Annotated in this window: 15 protein-coding genes and 1 tRNA gene; 2 read left to right on the top strand and 14 right to left on the bottom strand. The window is 63.6% G+C overall.

Annotation, left to right across the window (positions count from 1 at the left end; all coding sequences use genetic code 11):
• Positions 1-83 precede the first annotated feature (83 nt).
• The 8 genes from rpoC to secE form a co-directional block, all read right to left on the bottom strand.
• Positions 84-4,316: a DNA-directed RNA polymerase subunit beta' gene (rpoC, locus tag LZ585_RS12400; protein ID WP_234853848.1), complete on the bottom strand. Its 4,233-nt coding sequence runs from the start codon at positions 4,314-4,316 to the stop codon at positions 84-86.
• 91 nt (positions 4,317-4,407) lie between these two features.
• Entirely contained in the window at positions 4,408-8,553 is a 4,146-nt protein-coding gene (rpoB, locus tag LZ585_RS12405; protein WP_234853849.1) for a DNA-directed RNA polymerase subunit beta, read from the bottom strand.
• A 229-nt stretch (positions 8,554-8,782) separates the two neighbouring features.
• Entirely contained in the window at positions 8,783-9,157 is a 375-nt protein-coding gene (gene rplL, locus LZ585_RS12410; protein ID WP_234853850.1) for a 50S ribosomal protein L7/L12, read from the bottom strand.
• Positions 9,158-9,222: 65 nt separating this feature from the next.
• A complete protein-coding gene (rplJ, locus tag LZ585_RS12415) occupies positions 9,223-9,738 on the bottom strand; it encodes a 50S ribosomal protein L10 (RefSeq protein ID WP_234853851.1) in 516 nt (171 codons plus the stop codon).
• A gap of 215 nt (positions 9,739-9,953) precedes the next feature.
• Positions 9,954-10,652 carry a 50S ribosomal protein L1 gene (gene rplA / locus LZ585_RS12420; RefSeq protein WP_234853852.1) on the bottom strand — a complete coding sequence of 233 codons (699 nt, stop codon included), beginning with the start codon at positions 10,650-10,652 and terminating at the stop codon, positions 9,954-9,956.
• Between the two features lie 3 nt (positions 10,653-10,655).
• Positions 10,656-11,108: a 50S ribosomal protein L11 gene (rplK, locus tag LZ585_RS12425; protein WP_234853853.1), complete on the bottom strand. Its 453-nt coding sequence runs from the start codon at positions 11,106-11,108 to the stop codon at positions 10,656-10,658.
• A gap of 75 nt (positions 11,109-11,183) precedes the next feature.
• Entirely contained in the window at positions 11,184-11,720 is a 537-nt protein-coding gene (nusG, locus tag LZ585_RS12430; protein ID WP_234853854.1) for a transcription termination/antitermination protein NusG, read from the bottom strand.
• Positions 11,721-11,894: 174 nt separating this feature from the next.
• The gene (secE, locus tag LZ585_RS12435; protein ID WP_234853855.1) at positions 11,895-12,122 is read right to left on the bottom strand and encodes a preprotein translocase subunit SecE; all 228 of its coding nucleotides are present in this window, start codon (positions 12,120-12,122) and stop codon (positions 11,895-11,897) included.
• A 335-nt stretch (positions 12,123-12,457) separates the two neighbouring features.
• Between secE and LZ585_RS12440 the strand changes: the two genes are divergently transcribed.
• Positions 12,458-13,600, top strand: a complete 1,143-nt coding sequence (locus LZ585_RS12440) for an HPP family protein (RefSeq protein WP_234853856.1) — start codon at positions 12,458-12,460, stop codon at positions 13,598-13,600.
• A gap of 12 nt (positions 13,601-13,612) precedes the next feature.
• Here LZ585_RS12440 and LZ585_RS12445 read toward each other — a convergent pair.
• Together LZ585_RS12445 and LZ585_RS12450 are read right to left on the bottom strand one after the other, a co-directional pair.
• A tRNA-Trp gene (locus tag LZ585_RS12445) sits at positions 13,613-13,688 on the bottom strand.
• 55 nt (positions 13,689-13,743) lie between these two features.
• Positions 13,744-15,597, bottom strand: a complete 1,854-nt coding sequence (locus LZ585_RS12450; protein ID WP_234853857.1) for an ABC transporter ATP-binding protein — start codon at positions 15,595-15,597, stop codon at positions 13,744-13,746.
• 149 nt (positions 15,598-15,746) lie between these two features.
• Here LZ585_RS12450 and LZ585_RS12455 point away from each other — a divergent pair, with 149 nt between their 5' ends.
• On the top strand, positions 15,747-16,250 hold the full coding sequence (locus LZ585_RS12455) for a ferritin-like domain-containing protein (protein ID WP_234853858.1): 504 nt from the start codon (positions 15,747-15,749) through the stop codon (positions 16,248-16,250).
• Positions 16,251-16,289: 39 nt separating this feature from the next.
• Here the strand turns inward: LZ585_RS12455 and LZ585_RS12460 are convergent, their stop codons facing one another.
• From LZ585_RS12460 to LZ585_RS12475, 4 genes are all read right to left on the bottom strand, one after another.
• Positions 16,290-16,703, bottom strand: a complete 414-nt coding sequence (locus LZ585_RS12460; RefSeq protein ID WP_234853859.1) for a GFA family protein — start codon at positions 16,701-16,703, stop codon at positions 16,290-16,292.
• A gap of 80 nt (positions 16,704-16,783) precedes the next feature.
• A complete protein-coding gene (locus LZ585_RS12465; RefSeq protein WP_234853860.1) occupies positions 16,784-18,358 on the bottom strand; it encodes a GMC family oxidoreductase in 1,575 nt (524 codons plus the stop codon).
• Between the two features lie 13 nt (positions 18,359-18,371).
• The gene (locus LZ585_RS12470; protein WP_234853861.1) at positions 18,372-18,893 is read right to left on the bottom strand and encodes a gluconate 2-dehydrogenase subunit 3 family protein; all 522 of its coding nucleotides are present in this window, start codon (positions 18,891-18,893) and stop codon (positions 18,372-18,374) included.
• 56 nt (positions 18,894-18,949) lie between these two features.
• The gene (locus LZ585_RS12475) at positions 18,950-19,345 is read right to left on the bottom strand and encodes a VOC family protein (protein WP_234853862.1); all 396 of its coding nucleotides are present in this window, start codon (positions 19,343-19,345) and stop codon (positions 18,950-18,952) included.
• Between the last annotated feature and the right edge of the window lie 47 nt (positions 19,346-19,392).

Raw genomic sequence — 19,392 nt, forward strand, 5'->3', positions numbered from 1 at the left:
TGTCCTTTGACCGGCATCGGATATGCCTGAAACGCAAAAGGCCCGGCATCGCTGCCGGGCCTTTGCATCTTATCGCAGAACGATCACTCGTCGCCGTCTTGCGGCAGGTCGGCCGCCATCTGGGGCGCGACCTGTTCCGTCGCGGGGGCGATCAGGGCGGCCGCCGCTTCGGCTTCGGCACGACGGGCCTCGATCACCTCGGCGTCGCGTTCGGTCGCGATGCGGCGGATGCGGGCAGTGGCACCGCCCGTGCCCGCCGGGATCAGCCGCCCGACGATGACGTTTTCCTTCAGGCCAAGCAACTTGTCGCGCTTGCCCTGAACGGCTGCCTCGGTGAGCACGCGGGTGGTTTCCTGGAAGGACGCGGCCGAGATGAAGCTGCGGGTCTGCAAGCTGGCCTTTGTGATGCCCAGCAGCACCGGCTCGCCCCTTGCGGGACGGCCACCCTTGCTTTCGCTCTTGGCGTTTTCTTCCTCGAACTCATCGCGCTCGATATGCTCGCCCTTCAGCAAGGTCGTGTCGCCGCTGTCGGTGATCTCGATCTTCTGCAGCATCTGGCGAACGATCACCTCGATGTGCTTGTCGTTGATCTTCACGCCCTGCAATCGGTACACGTCCTGCACTTCGTCGATCAGGTAATCCGCAAGCGCCTCGATCCCCATGATCCGCAGGATGTCGTGCGGTGCCGGGTTGCCGTCCATGATATAGTCACCCTTCTGCACGAAGTCGCCTTCCTGCACCGGGATGTGCTTGCCTTTCGGCACCATGTATTCAACCGGCGTCCCGCCCTCTTCCGACGGCTCGATGGTGATGCGGCGCTTGTTCTTGTAATCCTTGCCAAAGCGCACATAGCCGTCGACCTCGGCGATGATGGCGTGATCCTTGGGACGACGGGCTTCGAACAGTTCGGCCACGCGGGGAAGACCCCCGGTGATGTCCTTGGTCCGGGCGCCTTCGCGCGGGATGCGGGCCACTACGTCGCCGGCACGGATTTCCTGCTGGTCCTCGACCGATAGGACCGCGTCCACCGACATCGGATAGCTGATCGGGTTGCCTTGCTCGTTGCGCACCGGTTCGCCGTTCTCATCCATGATGATGATCTCTGGCTTCAGGTCGTTGCCTTTTGGCGCAGAGCGCCAGTCGGTCACGATCTTCTGCGTCATCCCGGTCGCATCATCGGTCTCGTCGCGCACGGAAATACCCGAAACAAGATCGACGAACCTGGTCATGCCGCCCTTTTCGGCGATGATCGGCAAGGTATAGGGATCCCATTCGAACAGCTTGGCGCCGCGAATGACCCGTTCGCCTTCCTTGACGAAGACCTTGGACCCGTAGAACAGCTTGTGGCTGGCGCGTTCCTGCCCCTGATCGTCCAGGATCAGCAACTGCATGTTGCGCGACATCACGACCTGTTCGCCATTGGCATTGGTCAGCAGGCTTTCGTTGCGGAACTGGACCGTTCCTTCATGCGAAGCGGCCTGGAACGACTGCTGCCCGCCCTGCGCGATGCCGCCGATGTGGAAGGTCCGCATCGTCAGCTGCGTGCCGGGTTCGCCGATGGACTGCGCGGCGATGATGCCCACCGCCTCGCCGATGTTGACCAGCGTGCCGCGTGCCAGGTCGCGGCCATAGCACAGCGCGCAGATCCCGTCTTCCGACTCGCAGGTCAGGGCCGAACGGATGCGCACGGTCTGCACGCCCGCCGCCTCGATGGCATCGGCCTTGCGTTCGTCGATCACCTCGTTGGCGCGGACGATGATCTCGTCCTCGCCCGGAACCAGGACATCCTCGGACGCGGTGCGGCCCAGCACGCGTTCGGACAGCGGGCTGATGACCTCGCCGTCGTTCACGGCTGCGGATGCCGTGATCGCCTGCTCGGTCCCGCAGTCGTGTTCGCGGATGATGCAGTCCTGCGCCACGTCCACCAGACGCCGCGTCAGATAGCCCGAGTTCGCGGTCTTCAACGCGGTGTCCGACAGACCCTTGCGGGCGCCGTGGGTCGAGTTGAAGTATTCAAGAACGGTCAGGCCTTCCTTGAAGTTCGAGATGATCGGCGTCTCGATGATCTCGCCCGAAGGCTTGGCCATCAGGCCGCGCATCCCGCCCAGCTGCTTCATCTGGTTGACGGAACCGCGCGCCCCGGAATGGGCCATCATGTAGACACTGTTCGGCTCCATTTCGGCGCCGTTCCCGTCCTTGCGGGTGGCCGAGATGGTGGACATCATGGCCTCGGTCACGCGGTCGTTGCACTTCGACCAGGCGTCCACGACCTTGTTGTACTTCTCACCCTGGGTGATCAGGCCGTCCAGATACTGCTGTTCGAACTCCTTCACCTGTTCCTGGACTTCGCCGACGATGTTCCACTTGGTGTCGGGAACGACCATGTCGTCCTTGCCGAAGCTGATGCCGGCGCGGAACGCCTCGCGGAAGCCAAGGCCCATGATCTGGTCGCAGAAGATCACCGATTCCTTTTGCCCGCAGTAGCGGTAAACGGTGTCGATGACGACTTGCACGTCCTTCTTGCGCAACAGACGGTTGACCAGTTCGAACGGCGCCTTGGCGTTCATCGGCAGCAGTGCGCCCAGCCGGACACGACCCGGCGTGGTCTCATACCGCTTGACGACCTCGTTGCCGTTCTCGTCGATCTGCTTGATGCGCGCGGTGATCTTGGCGTGCAGATGCACCTCGCCTGCAGCAAGGGCGTGCTCGACCTCGTTCACGTTTGAGAAGATCATGCCTTCCCCCTTCATGCCGTCGCGCTGCATCGAGACGTAATACAGGCCCAGCACCATGTCCTGGGACGGCACGATGATCGGCGCGCCGTTGGCGGGCGACAGCACGTTGTTCGTGGACATCATCAGGACGCGCGCTTCCAGCTGCGCTTCCAGCGACAAGGGAACGTGAACGGCCATCTGGTCGCCGTCAAAGTCGGCGTTGAAGGCGGAACAGACCAGCGGGTGCAACTGGATCGCCTTGCCTTCGATCAGGATGGGTTCGAACGCCTGGATGCCAAGACGGTGCAGCGTGGGCGCCCGGTTCAGCAGGACCGGATGCTCGCGGATCACCTCGTCTAGAATGTCCCAAACCTCGGGGCGTTCCTTCTCGACCAGCTTCTTGGCCTGCTTGACGGTAGAGGACAGGCCCTTCGCCTCAAGCCGCGAATAGATGAACGGCTTGAACAGTTCCAAGGCCATCTTCTTGGGCAGGCCGCACTGGTGCAGTTTCAGTTCGGGGCCGGTCACGATGACCGAACGGCCCGAAAAGTCCACGCGCTTGCCAAGAAGGTTCTGGCGGAAGCGGCCCTGCTTGCCTTTCAGCATATCGGACAGCGACTTCAGCGGGCGGCGGTTGTTGCCGGTGATGACGCGGCCGCGACGGCCGTTGTCGAACAGCGCATCGACCGATTCCTGCAACATCCGCTTTTCATTGCGCACGATGATGTCGGGCGCACGAAGCTCGATCAGGCGCTTCAGGCGGTTGTTGCGGTTGATGACGCGGCGATAAAGGTCGTTCAGATCGGACGTGGCAAAACGGCCGCCGTCCAGCGGAACCAGCGGGCGCAGTTCCGGCGGAATGACCGGGATCACCGTCAGGACCATCCATTCGGGACGGTTGCCCGATTCCAGAAAGCTTTCGACGATCTTCAGACGCTTGATGATCTTCTTGGGCTTCAACTCGCCCGTGGCTTCCTTCAGATCCTCGCGCAGCTGGTCTGCGGTGGCTTGCAGGTCGATATTGGCCAGCATTGCGCGGATCGCCTCGGCCCCGATATCGGCACTGAAGGCGTCGGCACCATAGTTGTCCTGCGCGTCCAGGAATTCTTCCTCGGACAGCAGTTGGCCATAGGTCAGGTCGGTCAGGCCCGGTTCGATAACGACATAGTTCTCGAAATACAGGATCCGTTCCAGATCGCGCAGCGTCATGTCCAGCATCAGGCCGATGCGCGAGGGCAGCGACTTCAGGAACCAGATATGCGCCACGGGCGCGGCCAGTTCGATATGGCCCATGCGCTCGCGGCGGACCTTTTGAAGGGTCACTTCCACGCCGCATTTCTCGCAGACCAGGCCGCGATATTTCATGCGCTTGTACTTGCCGCACAGGCATTCATAGTCCTTGATCGGACCAAAGATGCGCGCGCAGAACAACCCGTCCCGTTCGGGCTTGAACGTGCGGTAGTTGATCGTTTCGGGCTTCTTCACCTCGCCATAGGACCAGGCGAGGATTTCCTCGGGCGAGGCCAGCGAGATCTTGATTTCGTCGAACTGCCGCGGCGGGGCCAGCGGGTTCAGGGGATTGGTGGCAAGTTCCTGGTTCATTCTTTTTTCCTAATGAAAGGGCGCGGGGGAGAAACGGTGCGTGAAGATCACGCACCCCGTGGCGTCACAGGGTGCGTGCCTGCAGGCTCCGTTACTCGTCCTCCTCCGCATCCAGGAGTTCCATGTTGAGGCCCAGACCCCGGACCTCCTTGACCAGCACGTTGAACGATTCCGGCACGCCGGCCTCGAAGTTGTCGTCGCCCTTGACGATGGATTCGTAGACCTTGGTCCGGCCCGCCACGTCGTCCGACTTGACCGTCAGCATCTCCTGCAAGGTATAGGCGGCGCCATAGGCTTCAAGGGCCCAGACCTCCATCTCACCCAGACGCTGTCCGCCGAACTGCGCCTTGCCGCCCAGCGGCTGCTGGGTCACGAGGCTGTAAGGCCCGGTCGAACGCGCGTGCATCTTGTCATCGACAAGGTGGTGCAGCTTGAGGACATATTTCATCCCCACCGTCACCTTGCGCGAGAACTGCTCGCCCGAGCGGCCGTCGAAGACCACCGACTGACCCGAGGTGTCGAACCCGGCACGCGTCAGCGCATCGTTCACGTCAGCCTCCTTGGCGCCGTCGAAGACCGGCGTGGCGATGGGAACGCCGGTGCGCACGGTGTTGGCGTGCTCGACCAGCAGGTCGTCATCCATGCCCTCGAAGGTTTCGGCATACATGTCGTCGCCATAGCCGATCTTCATCGCCTCGCGGACCGGGGTCATGTCGCCGTTGCGGCGGTAATCTTCCAGTGCCTCGTCGATCTTGATGCCAAGACCGCGCGATGCCCAGCCCATGTGGGTTTCCAGGATCTGGCCGACGTTCATGCGCGACGGCACGCCCAGCGGGTTCAGAACCAGGTCGACCGGGGTGCCGTCCGCCAGGAACGGCATATCCTCGATCGGCACGACCTTGGACACGACGCCCTTGTTGCCGTGACGGCCGGCCATCTTGTCGCCCGCCTGCAGCTTGCGCTTCACGGCGACAAAGACCTTGACCATCTTCATCACGCCCGGCGGCAGGTCGTCGCCCTGACGGACCTTCTCGACCTTGTCCTCGAAGCGGGCCTCGAGGGCCTTCTTCTGGGCGTCGTACTGATGGTTCAGCGCCTCGACTTCCTTGGCGGTGTCTTCCTCGCTGACGGCAAGCTGCCACCATTGGCCGCGCGACAACGTGCCCAGCAGATCCTCGGTGATGTCCGAATTGGCCTTGATGCCCTTCGGACCCTTCACGGCGGACTTGCCCAGGATCAGCGATTTCAGGCGCGCATAGATGTTGCGGTCCAGGATCGCCTGTTCGTCGTCGCGGTCGCGTGCCAGACGCTCGACTTCCTCGCGCTCGATCTGAAGCGCGCGTTCGTCCTTGTCCACGCCATGACGGTTGAAGACGCGGACTTCCACGATGGTCCCGTAAGCGCCGGGCGGCAGGCGCAGAGACGTGTCGCGCACGTCCGACGCCTTTTCGCCAAAGATGGCGCGCAGCAGCTTTTCTTCCGGCGTCATCGGGCTTTCGCCCTTGGGGGTGATCTTGCCCACCAGGATGTCGCCCGGTCCGACCTCGGCGCCGATATAGACGATGCCGGCCTCATCCAGATTGCGCAGGGCTTCCTCGCCCACGTTCGGGATGTCGCGGGTGATCTCCTCAGGCCCCAGCTTCGTGTCGCGAGCCGCAACCTCGTATTCGTCGATATGGATCGAGGTGAACACGTCGTCGCGGTGGATCCGCTCGGAAATCAGGATCGAGTCCTCGTAGTTGTAGCCGTTCCACGGCATGAACGCGACAACCACGTTCCGGCCGATCGCCAGTTCGCCCTGGTCGGTCGAGGGACCGTCCGCAATGACCTGGTTGGCCATGACCTTTTCACCCACCTTGACCAGCGGACGCTGGTTGATGGTCGAGGACTGGTTGGACCGCTTGAACTTGCGCAGACGATAGATGTCCACGCCCGCATCGCCTGCGCTCAGACCTTCCGTGACGCGCACAACGATCCGCTGCGCATCCACCTGGTCGATGATGCCGCCCCGGCGCGCCATGATGGCGGCACCGGAATCGCGGGCAACGGTGGCTTCCATGCCGGTGCCGACGAACGGCGCCTCGGCCCGCAGCAGGGGCACGGCCTGGCGCTGCATGTTGGAACCCATCAGCGCGCGGTTGGCGTCGTCGTTTTCCAGGAAAGGGATCAGCGCCGCCGCGACCGAGACCAGCTGCTTCGGCGACACGTCGATCAGGTCAATGGCATCGACCGGATTCAGCGTGAAATCGCCGGCTTGGCGGGTCGAGATCAGTTCGTCAACGAACCGGCCATCCGCATCCAGGGTCGCGTTGGCCTGGGCCACCGTATGGCGCATTTCCTCGGTCGCGGACATATAGACCACGTCGTCGGTCACCTGACCCTCGATCACCTTGCGATAAGGGGTCTCGATAAAGCCATACTTGTTCACGCGGGCAAAGGTCGCGAGGCTGTTGATCAGGCCGATGTTCTGGCCTTCCGGCGTCTCGATCGGGCACATCCGGCCGTAATGGGTCGGGTGGACGTCGCGAACCTCGAAGCCCGCGCGCTCGCGCGTCAGACCGCCCGGCCCGAGGGCCGACAGGCGACGCTTGTGCGTCACTTCGGACAGCGGGTTGGTTTGGTCCATGAACTGCGACAGCTGCGAGCTGCCGAAGAATTCACGCACCGCAGCCGCCGCCGGTTTCGCGTTGATCAGATCCTGCGGCATCACGGTATCGATCTCGACCCCCGACATCCGCTCGCGGATCGCGCGTTCCATGCGCAGCAGGCCGACGCGGTACTGGTTCTCCATCAGCTCGCCCACCGAACGCACCCGGCGGTTGCCCAGGTGGTCGATGTCGTCGATCTCGCCCTTGCCGTCGCGCAGTTCGACCAAGCCACGAACACAGGCCACGATATCCTCGGGGCGCAGGGTCCGCTGGGTGTCGGGTGCATCCAGATCCAGGCGCATGTTCATCTTGACCCGGCCCACGGCGGACAGGTCATAGCGTTCGCTGTCAAAGAACAGGCTGTTGAACAGGTTCTGCGCGGCCTCGACGGTGGGCGGCTCGCCCGGGCGCATGACGCGATAGATGTCCATCAGCGCGCCTTCGCGGCCCATGTTCTTGTCGGCGGCCATAGTGTTGCGGATATAGGGGCCAACGTTCACATGGTCGATGTCCAGCACCGGGATCTCGGTGATGTCGTTGTCCAGCAGCACTTTCAGCAAGCCGCCCGACAGGTCGCCTTCCTTGTTGTATTCTGCGGTGATCTCGTCGCCCGCTTCGGCATAGATGAAGCCGGTGGTGTCGTTGACGATATCCTTGGACACGAAACGACCAATGATCCGCTCGAACGGAACCAGCAGGTTCAGCGCGTCGCCCGATTCCTGCAGCTTCTTGACCAGGCGGGGCGTGACCTTGTCACCGGCGCTGGCAATGACCTCGCCTGTATCGGCATTCACCAGGTCATAGGACGGACGAGTGCCGCGCACGCGTTCCGGGAAGAACCGCGTGACCCATCCTTGCGACCGGCCCTCGCGGCGCAGGGTATAGTTCACGGTTTCGTAAAAGGCATCCATGATGCCTTCCTGGTCCATGCCCAACGCGTAAAGCAGCGTCGTCACCGGCAACTTGCGGCGGCGGTCAATGCGCGCGAACACCAGATCCTTGGCGTCGAATTCGAAATCCAGCCACGACCCGCGATAGGGAATGATCCGGCAGGCGAACAGCAATTTCCCCGAGGAATGGGTCTTGCCGCGGTCATGGTCGTAAAACACGCCGGGCGAACGGTGCATCTGGGACACGACGACGCGCTCGGTGCCGTTCACGATGAACGTCCCGTTCAGGGTCATCAAGGGCATATCGCCCATGAACACGTCCTGTTCCTTGATGTCCTTGACCGATTTGGCACCGGTGTTTTCATCGACATCGAACACGATCAGGCGCAGCGTCACCTTCAGCGGCGCGGCATAGGTCATGTCGCGCTGCTGGCATTCGTCCACATCGTATTTCGGCCGCTCGAGTTCGTATTTCACGAATTCCAGCGTCGCCGTCTCGTTGAAATCCTTGATCGGAAAGACCGACTGGAACACGCCCTGGATCCCGTCGCCATCGTTGTGGCCGGCGCCCTCGCCCGAATTCAGGAACAGGTCATAGGAAGATTTCTGAACCTCGATCAGGTTCGGCATCTCCAGGACTTCGCGGATATTGCCGTAATAGCGCCGGATACGCTTTTGGCCGACATAGGAATGCGCCATGGGGTCTTGTCACCTTTCGTCTTCGCGCGGTCCAGGTCGGGGCACCCAGGACACGGGCCTACGAATGCAGGGGGATAAGGTCCAATTCGTGCCGAGCGTCCCACCGCGCGGCTCCCGAACCTTGAACATGCCCTGAAGGAATGTCTGTCACAGACCGCCCTTCAAGACAGGTTCGGCAGGGACCGGGAAATCCCGGACCCTGCCCTGTTCGAACCAGCCAAAAGGCCGATTACTTCAGCTCGACCTTGGCACCAGCCGCTTCGAGCTTCTTCTTCATTTCTTCGCCATCGGCCTTGGAAGCGCCTTCCTTGACCTTGCCGCCAGCTTCGACCAGATCCTTGGCTTCTTTCAGGCCCAGGCCGGTGATCGCGCGCACTTCCTTGATCACGTTGATCTTGTTGGCGCCGGCTTCGACCAGAACGACGTCGAATTCGGTCTTTTCTTCGGCGGCTTCAGCCGGGCCCGAGGCCGGGCCGGCCATCATGACGGCGCCACCGGCAGCCGGCTCGATGCCGTATTCGTCTTTCAGGATGGTCTTCAGTTCCTGGGCTTGCAGCAGGGTCAGGCCCACGATTTGTTCGGCGAGTTGTTTCAGATCAGCCATTTTTCCGTTCTCTCAGTTAATGTTCCAACGTCGGGTTTTCAACCACACGCGGGAATTGGGGTTGCTTACGCAGCCTCACGTTCCTCAAGGGTCGTAAGAATGCTCGCGATGTTCGAAGCAGGCGCGCCAATGGCGCCGGCGATGTTGGCAGCAGGCGCACCAAGGCACGACACGATCTGAGCAATAAGCTCTTCACGCGACGGCATCGAGGCGACGGCTTTCACACCGGCCGGATCCAGAGCCGAATCACCCATTGCACCGCCCAGGATCACGAAACGATCGTTGTCCTTGGCGTATTTGTCGGCGATCCGGGCCGCAGCGGTCGGATCTTCCGAATAGGTGATCACGGTCATGCCCGTCAGATAGTCGGCGATGCTTGCGCAGGCCTTACCTTCCAGGGCGATCTTGGCGAGCTTGTTCTTGGCCACGCGAACCGAACCGCCGGCTTCGCGCATGCGCGAGCGGAGATCCTGCATATGTGCAACCGTCATCCCCTCGTAGTGGGCAACCACCACGACGCCAGAGCTTTCAAAGATCTGGCCGAGTTCTTCGACCAGCTGTTCTTTTTGTGCTCTATCCACGGTTTCACTCCAAGTTGGGGGTTTCCCCCCGGCTCTCACTTTTCCCGCCCCACGGGGGGCAGGTCGGGTCCGCTAGGGCAAGATCACCGAAGAAAGAGCCTTCGGAAAAATGCTTCCCTATCTCAGGAAGGACATTAAGCGGGTTTCCCCGCACCCTCCGTCTCGGACAGGACGGGGCGACAGGCGCCCCGCCATCCCGGCTTGCGCCGGAAATCTTAGCTCGCGGTCGCGGAGGACACGTCCACCGACACGCCCGGCCCCATGGTCGAGCTGATCGAGACTTTCTTCATGTAAGTCCCTTTCGCACCCGAGGGCTTGGCGCGGCTGACCGCGTCCACGAAGGCGCGCAGGTTCACGGCCAGCTTGTCGGCGTCAAACGACACCTTGCCGATCCCGGCATGGACCACGCCCGCCTTTTCGGCCTTGAACTGGACTTCGCCGCCCTTGGCGGCCTCGACGGCCGATTTCACGTCCATCGTCACCGTGCCGACCTTGGGGTTCGGCATCAGGTTGCGCGGGCCGAGGATCTTGCCCAGCCGACCGACCAGCGGCATCATGTCCGGCGTCGCGATGCAACGGTCGAACTCGATTTTGCCGGACTGGATCGTCTCCATCAGGTCTTCGGCGCCCACGATATCCGCACCGGCGGCCTTGGCTTCGTCAGCCTTGGGGCCACGGGCGAAGACGGCGACGCGAACGTCCTTGCCGGTGCCTGCGGGCAGCGTGACCACGCCGCGGACCATCTGGTCGGCATGGCGGGGATCGACGCCCAGGTTCAGTGCGATCTCGACCGTCTCGTCGAACTTGGCCGATGCCGCGCCCTTGACCAGGGTGATCGCGTCTTCGACGGTCAGGTTGGCCTTGCCTTCGAACTGGGCGCGGGCGGCGGCTTTTTTCTTGGAAATCTTCGCCATGGCTTAGCCTTTCACCTCGATACCGATCGACCGGGCGGAACCCAGGATGATCTTCATCGCCTGTTCGACATCATTGGCCGACAGGTCCTTCATCTTGGCTTCGGCGATCTCGCGCACCTGCTTGACGGTGATGGAACCGGCGACCGTGCGGCCCGGCTTGTCCGAACCCTTGGCGCGGTTGCGCTTGCCCACTGGCTTCAGGCCAGCGGCCTTCTTCAGCAGGAAGGACGCAGGCGCGGTCTTCGTGTCGAAGCTGAACGACTTGTCGGCGTAATAGGTGATCACGACCGGAACGGGGGAACCCTGCTCCATCTCCTGCGTGCGGGCGTTGAATTCCTTGCAGAAGGCCATGATGTTGATCCCGCGCTGACCCAGTGCGGGGCCGACGGGGGGCGACGGGTTGGCTTGGCCCGCCTTGATTTGCAGCTTGAGGCTGCCGACGACTTTCTTGGCCATGGGGCCTTCTCCTTTGTCATCACGCCCGCGATGCGGGCCGACTTAGCGGTGCGGCTTCACGCCTCCCGCGCACGATCACGCAGTCTTGGCGACCTGCGTGAATTCCAGTTCGACCGGCGTGGGCCGGCCAAAGATCGACACCGTCACCTTGATGCGCGACGATGCCTCGTCCACTTCCTCGACCATGCCCGAGAAGCCTTCGAACGGGCCATCGGTCACGTTCACCTTTTCGCCCACGTCAAAGCGGATCAAGTTGCGCGGCGCAGCCTTTTCGCCATCCTCGCGCCGGTTCAGCATCCCGTTCACCTCGTCGTCGCGCATCGGCTGGGGCTTGCCTTGCGCGCCCAGAAACCCGGTGACGCGGTTGATCGAGTTCACCAGGTGATAGGTGCGGTCCGACATATCCATGTGGACCAGCACGTAACCCGGCATGAAGCGGCGTTCGGACGTGACCTTCTTGCCGCGGCGGATTTCGATCACTTCCTCGGTCGGGACCAGCACCTCGTCGATCTGGTCTTCCAGGCCCTTTTCGGCGACGGCCTGACGAATCGCCTCGGCGACCTTCTTTTCGAAGTTCGACAGGACGCTGACCGAATACCAACGCTTTGCCATGTTCGATCAAACCCCTGTTCGTCTGCGGGAATCACCCAGGCCCAGGCCCGACAACCCCTTGAATTCTCATGCGTCCGTCAAAATCGAAATCGGCGCGCACGCGGATTCGATGCACGCCGTCTGCCGGACAGTCGGGGGCAAATACCCCTTGACGGTCCCGAATGCAAGCCCCGATCAGTTGGCGATCAAGCGCAGCCCTTCGGTGATTCCGAAACGGATGGCGAAATCCACCAGGGAAAAGAACACGCTGAACAGCGCGGCCAGGATCAGGACCATGATCGTCGTCGTGATCACCTCGCGCCGGGTCGGCCAGGAAATCTTGGCCGCCTCGGCGCGGACCTGGTTGATGAACTGGACGGGATTGGTGGCCACGGCAGGCTCCTTGACAAGACGACCGCCCATGTATCCGCCGCGGCCCTGTGATTCAAGCCCGCCGTTGCAGGTCCACTCGTGACTGCCGGGTCGCGTCCGCTTCACGCGCAGGCTTGCGAAACGCGTTGCAATGGTTCTGGATGGCCCGATCGCAAAGCCCATGGATTGTCCGGTGCTGACGATCCGGTTGCGCGCGGTGTATTGTCCCGCCCTGCCCCGCCGCCTCGAAGCCCGATACCACGGGCAAATCACTGGAATGCGCAAGGCAGCGGCCAGCCTGCAAAGGTCGGAACAGCGGCGCTGACGGCTTGCAGCCCGCCTGCCCATTTCCTAGGGGTCGGTTCGCAATAGCAAAGGGCCGGATCATGCGCATCCTTGTCGACCAGACGGGCCATTCCCGGTTCCGGTCCCTGGGACCGACCGTCGCCGCCGTTCCCGCGGCCGAGGCGCTGCGCGCGGGCGTCGGCGCCATCATCGGTCTTGCCGTGGCCGGGGGTCTGGCGATCCTCGCCGCGCCCGAATTGTGGCTGGGCATCTATCTGATCGCGCCTTTCGGGGCGACCTCGGTCCTGATCTTTGCCGCCCCGAACAGCCCGTTGGCACAGCCCTGGCCCGCGATTGTCGGCAATACGCTGTCGGCCCTTGTGGCGCTGCTGGTTTGCCGTCTGGCGGGCGATCCGGTGATTGCCGTTCCGCTGTCGGTCGGGGCGGCGATCATGGCGATGGCGCTGTGCCGGGCCACGCATCCACCGGGCGGCGCGGTGGCGATGACGGTGGCCATCGGGGCGGACAAGATCGCGCCCCTGGGTCTGGGCTTTGCCTTCATGCCGGTGGCGGCGGGAACGGCGCTGCTGGTGGCGATCGCCTTTGTCTATGCCCATGCGACCGGGCGGCGCTATCCCTTTCGCCGGTTCGGAGAGGTCAATCCCAGCGGCACCACCGATCCCGCCCCGCCCGAGCGGCTGGGCCTGACCGAGGACGAGCTGGCGGGCATCCTGGTCCGCTATAACCAGGCGCTGAACCTGGGGGTCGAGGATCTGGCCCGCCTGATCGCCGCAGCCGAGATGCAGGCGGCATCCCACCGCATCCAGCCGCAGACCGCGGGCGACATCATGTCAACCGACCTGGTGACGGTGGATCCCGCCATGCCCTTGCTGGACATCGCGGCGCTGTTTTCGCGGCACGGCTTCACGTCGCTGCCGGTGGTGGGACCGGAAGGGCGCTATCTGGGGGTGATCTTCCAGTTGCACCTGATCGCCCGCGCCCATGCCCGGTTCCGCCCCGATGGCAGGCTGTCGCGCGCGGGATCGGACCTGCGTGCCGCCGACGTGATGGGGGACCGCCTGCCCACGGCCCGGCCCGACACGCCGATTGCCGCGCTGCTGCCGCACCTTGCGTCCAGCGGCACCGACGCCGTGCCGGTGCTGGAGGACGGGCGCATCGCAGGCATCGTCACGCGCACGGACCTGATCGCGGCCCTGGCGCGCGAAAGTCTGCGTGATCGGTGATGTCTGGAAGACTGGCAGGGGTTGGGGGACTCGAACCCACGACCCTCGGTTTTGGAGACCGATGCTCTACCAACTGAGCTAAACCCCTGCAGTGGGGGTCTGATAGGGTTTGCGCAAGGGCGCGTCAAGCGGGGAAACGCGCCTCAGGCGTCGGTGTCTGCCGCCAGGAACCCGCCGGACTGCCGCGCCCACAGCCGGGCATACAGCCCGTCCCCGGCCAGCAGGTCGGCGTGGCTGCCTTGTTCGATGATCCGGCCGCCGTCCATGACGATCAGCCGGTCCATCGCGGCAATGGTGGACAGGCGGTGGGCGATGGCGATCACGGTCTTGCCAGCCATCAGCACGTCCAGGCGGGACTGGATGGCGGCCTCGGCCTCGCTGTCCAGGGCACTCGTCGCCTCGTCCAGGATCAGGATAGGCGCGTCCTTCAGGGCCACGCGGGCGATGGCGATGCGCTGGCGCTGCCCGCCCGACAGCTTGACGCCGCGTTCCCCGACATGGGCTTCAAGACCCCGGCGGCCCTGGCTGTCCGACAGAAGCGGCACGAAATCATGCGCCTCGGCCATGCGCAGGGCCTGGGCGATCTCCTCCTCGGTCGCGTCGGGGCGGCCATAGGCGATGTTGTCGCGCACGGATCTGTGCAGAAGCGAGCTGTCCTGCGTCACCACGCCGATGGCCCTGCGCAGGCTGTCCTGGGTCACGCGGGACACGTCCTGCCCGTCGATGGTGATCCGGCCTTGTTCGATGTCGTGAAAGCGCAGCAGCAGGTTGATCAGGGTGGATTTCCCTGCCCCCGACCGGCCGACCAGCCCGACCCGTTCGCCCGGCGCGACGTGCAGGGTCAGGTCGTCCAGAACCGCCATCGGCTGCGCGCCCTCCATGCCGCGATAGCGGAAGGTGACGTTGTCAAAGCTGACAGCGCCCGGCCCCCGGACCAGGGGCTTGGCATCGGGTGCGTCCTTGACCTCTCGCGGCAGGGCAAGGCTGGAGATGCCGTCGCGCACGGTGCCGATATTCTCGAACAGGGCCGCGAATTCCCACATGATCCAGTGCGCCATGTTGTTCATCCGCATCGCCAGGGGAACGGCTACGGCCACCGCGCCGACCTCGATCAGCCCGCCCGTCCACAGCCACAGCCCGACGCCCGCGACGGAGGCGACCAAGGCCACGTTGATCACGTTCAGCGCGATGTCCTGGATGCTGGACAAGCGCATCTGCACATAAACCGTTTGCAGAAAGGCATCCATGCCGTCGCGCATCCAAGATTCCTCGCGCGAGGAATGGGAAAACAGCTTGACCGTCGCGATGTTGGTATAGCTGTCCACGACCCGGCCCGTCATGCCCGAGCGTGCATCCGCCTGGGCCTGCGCGACCCGGCCCAGCCGCGGCACGATCTGCCACAGCATGATCCCATAGGCCGCGACCCAGGCCAGAAAGGGCAGCGCCAGGCGCCAGTCCTGGCTGGCCGCCAGGATCAGCGCGCCCAGGAAATAGATCACGACATAGCTGCCCACATCCATGGCCTTCATCGCGACCTCGCGCACGGCCAGGGCCGTCTGCATCAGCCGCTGCGCGATCCGGCCCGCGAATTCGTCCTGGAAGTATCCGACCGACTGGCGCAGCAGATACCGGTGCGCCCGCCAGCGGATGCGCTGCGGGAAATTGCCCATCAAACCCTGATACAGGACCAGGGATCCCAGCAGGTTCAGCGCGGGCAGCACCAGCAGAAGCACAAGGGCCATGAAGGCCAGCCGCCCGCCGTGCAGATCCCAGAACTGGTCGCGCGGGGTTTGCGACAACTGGTCGATCAATTCGCCCAACCAGCCGAACAGCACGACCTCGACGATCGCGATCAGGGACGACGTAACGGCCACCAGCAGCAGCCACGGGATCGCGCCCTGGCTGTAATACAGCACGAACCGGACTAGCGACCGGGGCGGCATCTCCGGCGTTTCGGTCGGATAAGGGTCGATGCGTCGTTCGAACCACGAAAACATGGCGTCACCGGAATGTCGTGAACAGGATCAGGCAGGGTGCGCTTGCTGGACCCATCGGTGCCTCGTGTCAAGCCGCGGTGCCCTGGAACGATGCGACAGGACGCACGTTGCACGAGATGAAAAGACTGCCACCCGAAAGGACACAGATCATGGCGATCAAGAACCTGAACGACCTTTACCTGCACCAGCTGAAAGACCTTTATTCCGCCTGCAAGCAATCCATGGCGATCGTCACCGAAATGGGCCGCGTCGCCAAGTCTCGGGAACTGTCCGAGGCGCTGATCGCCGGCAATCAGGGCATTGCGCGCGGCATGGAAACCCTGGCCAGCATCTGCAACCAGCACGATACCGATCCGACCGGCGAACACTGCCGGGGGATGGAAGGCCTGGTGGCAGAGGCCCGCAAGCACGCCATCGAAACCGACTTCGGCGACGAGGACACGCAGGACGCAGCGATCATCACCCAGTATCAGCGGCTGACCCATTACGCCATCGCGGGCTATGGCTGCGTGCGGACCTTTGCGAACCGTCTGGGCCATGACGACGACGGGGCCGCGCTTCAGGAATGCCTGGACAGCACCCGCGAAGGCGACGAACACATGACCCGCATCGCCGAGGGCGGGGTCAACCAGGCCGCGGTGGACGGCCAGTAGGCGATGGATGCGCCGCAGCCCTGGCTTGCGGCGCAGGTTCTAGAGGTGGCGCGTTTCCCGCGCCTCGCTTTTCCAATCGTCATGCGCCCCGTCGGCATGAAACACGGGAACGGCGATCAGTTCTTCCTCCGGCACATCGTCCAGGGCCGGGACGAAGACCATCGTGAAGCGCCCGCCCAGTTCCGCCAGGTTCCCCTGGGTCCACAGCCGCGTCCCGCAGCGCCCGCAGAAGACGTGGTGCATATCCAGCCCGTCATCCTGCATCCGGGGCGTTTCGGCCAGGGCATCTGCGCCCCGCAGCAAGCGCAACCCGTCCGGATCCGGCAGAAGCATTTCCCAATAGCGCATCTTGCGACAGAACCGGCAGTTGCACCGCATGGTGCCATCAGCCAGATCGCCGTCGGCCTCGAAGGCTATGGCGCCGCAGAAGCAGCTTCCGTGATAGGTCTTCATGACACATCCCCTGTCGGTCGCGCAGGACCATCATGCAGGCGGAAAACCCGCTGGCAATCCCCTGCCAGCGGGCGGTTTCGTCAGACATTGCCCGCCGCCATTTCCCTGGCGATGTGATCGGCCTGCCGGATCGCCAGGGCGACGATGGTCAGCGTCGGGTTTTCCGCAGCCCCGGTGGTGAACTGGCTGCCGTCCGACACGAACAGGTTCGCCACGTCATGCGCCCGCCCGTTGCGGTCGACCACGCCATCCTCGGGGCGTTCCGACATTCGGTTGGTACCCAGGTTGTGTGTGGATGGATAGGGCGGCGTCGGCAGGATCCGCGTGGCCCCCACCGCCTTGTAGATCGCCTGCCCCCGTCCATAGGCATGGTTGCGCATGGCGATATCGTTCGGGTGGTCGCTGAAATTGACATTCGCGACCTTCAGGCCGAACGCATCTTCGGTATCCGCCAGGGTGACGCGGTTGTCGGCTTGGGGCATATCCTCGCCCACGATCCAAAGGCCCGCCATGTTTTCATAGCTGTCAAGCGCGGTCGTGAACTCGCGTCCCCAGCCACCCGGATCCAGGAAGGCGGCCATGAAGGGCAGCCCCAAGCTCAGCGTCTCAAGCTCGTAGCCGCCGACAAAGCCGCGCGACGGATCGTGCCTGGCCTCGTCGCGCATGATGCCCGCCATGGTCGTGCCGCGCCACATCCGCACCGGCTGTTCAAAGGTCGCGTAAACCGATCCGGTGGTGTGGCGCATATAGTTGCGCCCGACTTGGCCCGAACTGTTGGCCAGCCCGTCCGGGAACATCGCCGAATGCGAATTCAACAACAGGCGCGGGGATTCGAAGCTGTTGCCCGCCACGGCGACAATGCGCGCCTTCTGCATCTGCAGGTTGCCGTCCTTGTCGAAATACTCGACCCCCGTCACCTTGCCGCTGTCGTCATGCAGGATCCGCGCGACATGGGCGTGGTCCCGCACCTCGAGGTTGCCGGTCGCCTCGCCATTCGGAATGTCGGTATAGGCCGAGGACCACTTTGCCCCCCACTTGCAGCCCTGAAAGCAGAAACCCGTCTGCTGGCAGGCCATCCGCCCGTCATAATCGGCGCTGTTGATCGCCATGTTCCCAGTATGAACTTCCTTATAGCCGACGGCCAAGGCGCCCTTTTCGAAGACCTTGTAGTTGTTGCTGCCCGGCAAACGCGCCCGTCCCCCGACGCCGGTCACGCCCAGCTTGGCTTCGGCCTTGTCATACCAGGGGGCCATTTCGGCCGCATCCAGCGGCCAGTCCAGCAGGCTTGCGCCCGGAACTCCGCCGTAGGTGGTGCGCGCCTTCCATTCATGGTCCTGGAACCGCAGGGATGCGCCCGCCCAATGGATGCTGGTGCCGCCCACCGCCTTGACGATCCAGGCGGGCAGGCCGGAAAAATCCTTGGCCACGCGCCAGTCGCCGCTGGTCGTGCGCGGGTCGGTCCAGGCAAGCTGGCCAAAGCTTTCCCATTCGTCGTTGACGTAATCCTCGGGCAGATAGCGCCCGCCCGCTTCAAGGGAGACGACCTTGACTCCCTTTTGCGCCAGTTCGTTGGCCAGCACCCCGCCGCCCGCGCCGGTGCCCACGATGACGACCACGCTGTCGTCGGTCAGTTCGAATTTCGCTGCCTTCGCCATGGTAGCTGCCCCCTCACAACCAGTCGATGTCGTCAAAGCCGCGGTCGATGTAACCGCCCTGCGAGAAGGACTCGCCCTCGTAGCCGAAGATCGGCCAGATATCCTTCTGGTTATAAAGCCCCGTCACCAGCCCGCCCCGGACGGTCTGGAAGAAGGGCGTGTCCTGGATGGACCGCAGGATCGCCACGCGATCATCCTCCCACCCGGCGGCCAGATAGTTGTCGAAGCCGGCCTTCTTCGCCGCCTCGTCCAGTGCGGCGATGCCCTCGGCCACCATCTCCTTCTGCTCGGTCACGTCATAGGACTTGATCGCCACCGCATAGAAGCGGTCGCCTACCCGGTCGTGTGGATAGATGTCGCGCGCCATCTGCAACAGCGTCGCCATCTGATGTTCGCTGATCGCCGTCACCTCGACGGCCCAGGCGGCGTCGGTCGCCGCGATGAAGCCAGGCCCTACGATGGCCAGCGCCCCGGCCGCCACCGCACGCGACAAAAGCGCGCGGCGGGTCAGCCCCTGCTTGTTCATTCGGGTCATATCCTCTCCTCCCCTTGCCTGCGCGCCTTGGGGGTCTCCCCTCCCCCGATGGCGCGCTATTTGTAACGGCCGCCCCGCTGGATCACCTCGATCTGATAGCCATCGGGATCGGCGATAAAGAAGAACCGGGCGATCACCTCGCGGCCCGGGGCGAAATCCACCAGCTTGCGCGGTTCAAGGCCTTCGGCCTCCAGTTTCGCGTGCAGGGCGTCCACGTCATCCACGGTAAAGGCGATGTGCCCATAGCCGTCGCCCAGGGCATAGGGTTCGGTCCGGCCCTTGTTGACGGTCAGTTCCAGTTCCGTCTCGCTTTCGCCATTCGCCAGATAGACCAGCGTGAAGTCCGGGAAATCCAGGCGTTCGGCCACCTTCAGCCCGAAGCAGCGGTCATAGAATTCGACCGAGCGCGCCTCGTCCAGGACGCGGATCATGGAATGGACATATTTCGCCATAGGGTTCCCTTCTTGTCTTCCTGGGAACCAGTCTAGGGTGGCCGAAT

It is taken from the genome of Paracoccus everestensis, assembly GCF_021491915.1.
GTDB classification, from domain to species: Bacteria; Pseudomonadota; Alphaproteobacteria; order Rhodobacterales; family Rhodobacteraceae; genus Paracoccus; species Paracoccus everestensis.

Excerpts from the sequence above, each read along its gene's own strand:
- LZ585_RS12470 (WP_234853861.1), bottom strand. The coding sequence starts at position 18,893 with ATGACCCGAATGAACAAGCAGGGGCTGACCCGCCGCGCGCTTTTGTCG.
- LZ585_RS12465 (WP_234853860.1), bottom strand. The coding sequence starts at position 18,358 with ATGGCGAAGGCAGCGAAATTCGAACTGACCGACGACAGCGTGGTCGTC.
- nusG (WP_234853854.1), bottom strand. The coding sequence starts at position 11,720 with ATGGCAAAGCGTTGGTATTCGGTCAGCGTCCTGTCGAACTTCGAAAAG.
- secE (WP_234853855.1), bottom strand. The coding sequence starts at position 12,122 with ATGGGCGGTCGTCTTGTCAAGGAGCCTGCCGTGGCCACCAATCCCGTC.
- rpoC (WP_234853848.1), bottom strand. The coding sequence starts at position 4,316 with ATGAACCAGGAACTTGCCACCAATCCCCTGAACCCGCTGGCCCCGCCG.
- rpoB (WP_234853849.1), bottom strand. The coding sequence starts at position 8,553 with ATGGCGCATTCCTATGTCGGCCAAAAGCGTATCCGGCGCTATTACGGC.
- rplA (WP_234853852.1), bottom strand. The coding sequence starts at position 10,652 with ATGGCGAAGATTTCCAAGAAAAAAGCCGCCGCCCGCGCCCAGTTCGAA.
- LZ585_RS12460 (WP_234853859.1), bottom strand. The coding sequence starts at position 16,703 with ATGAAGACCTATCACGGAAGCTGCTTCTGCGGCGCCATAGCCTTCGAG.
- LZ585_RS12475 (WP_234853862.1), bottom strand. The coding sequence starts at position 19,345 with ATGGCGAAATATGTCCATTCCATGATCCGCGTCCTGGACGAGGCGCGC.
- LZ585_RS12440 (WP_234853856.1), top strand. The coding sequence starts at position 12,458 with ATGCGCATCCTTGTCGACCAGACGGGCCATTCCCGGTTCCGGTCCCTG.
- rplK (WP_234853853.1), bottom strand. The coding sequence starts at position 11,108 with ATGGCCAAGAAAGTCGTCGGCAGCCTCAAGCTGCAAATCAAGGCGGGC.
- LZ585_RS12455 (WP_234853858.1), top strand. The coding sequence starts at position 15,747 with ATGGCGATCAAGAACCTGAACGACCTTTACCTGCACCAGCTGAAAGAC.
- LZ585_RS12450 (WP_234853857.1), bottom strand. The coding sequence starts at position 15,597 with ATGTTTTCGTGGTTCGAACGACGCATCGACCCTTATCCGACCGAAACG.
- rplL (WP_234853850.1), bottom strand. The coding sequence starts at position 9,157 with ATGGCTGATCTGAAACAACTCGCCGAACAAATCGTGGGCCTGACCCTG.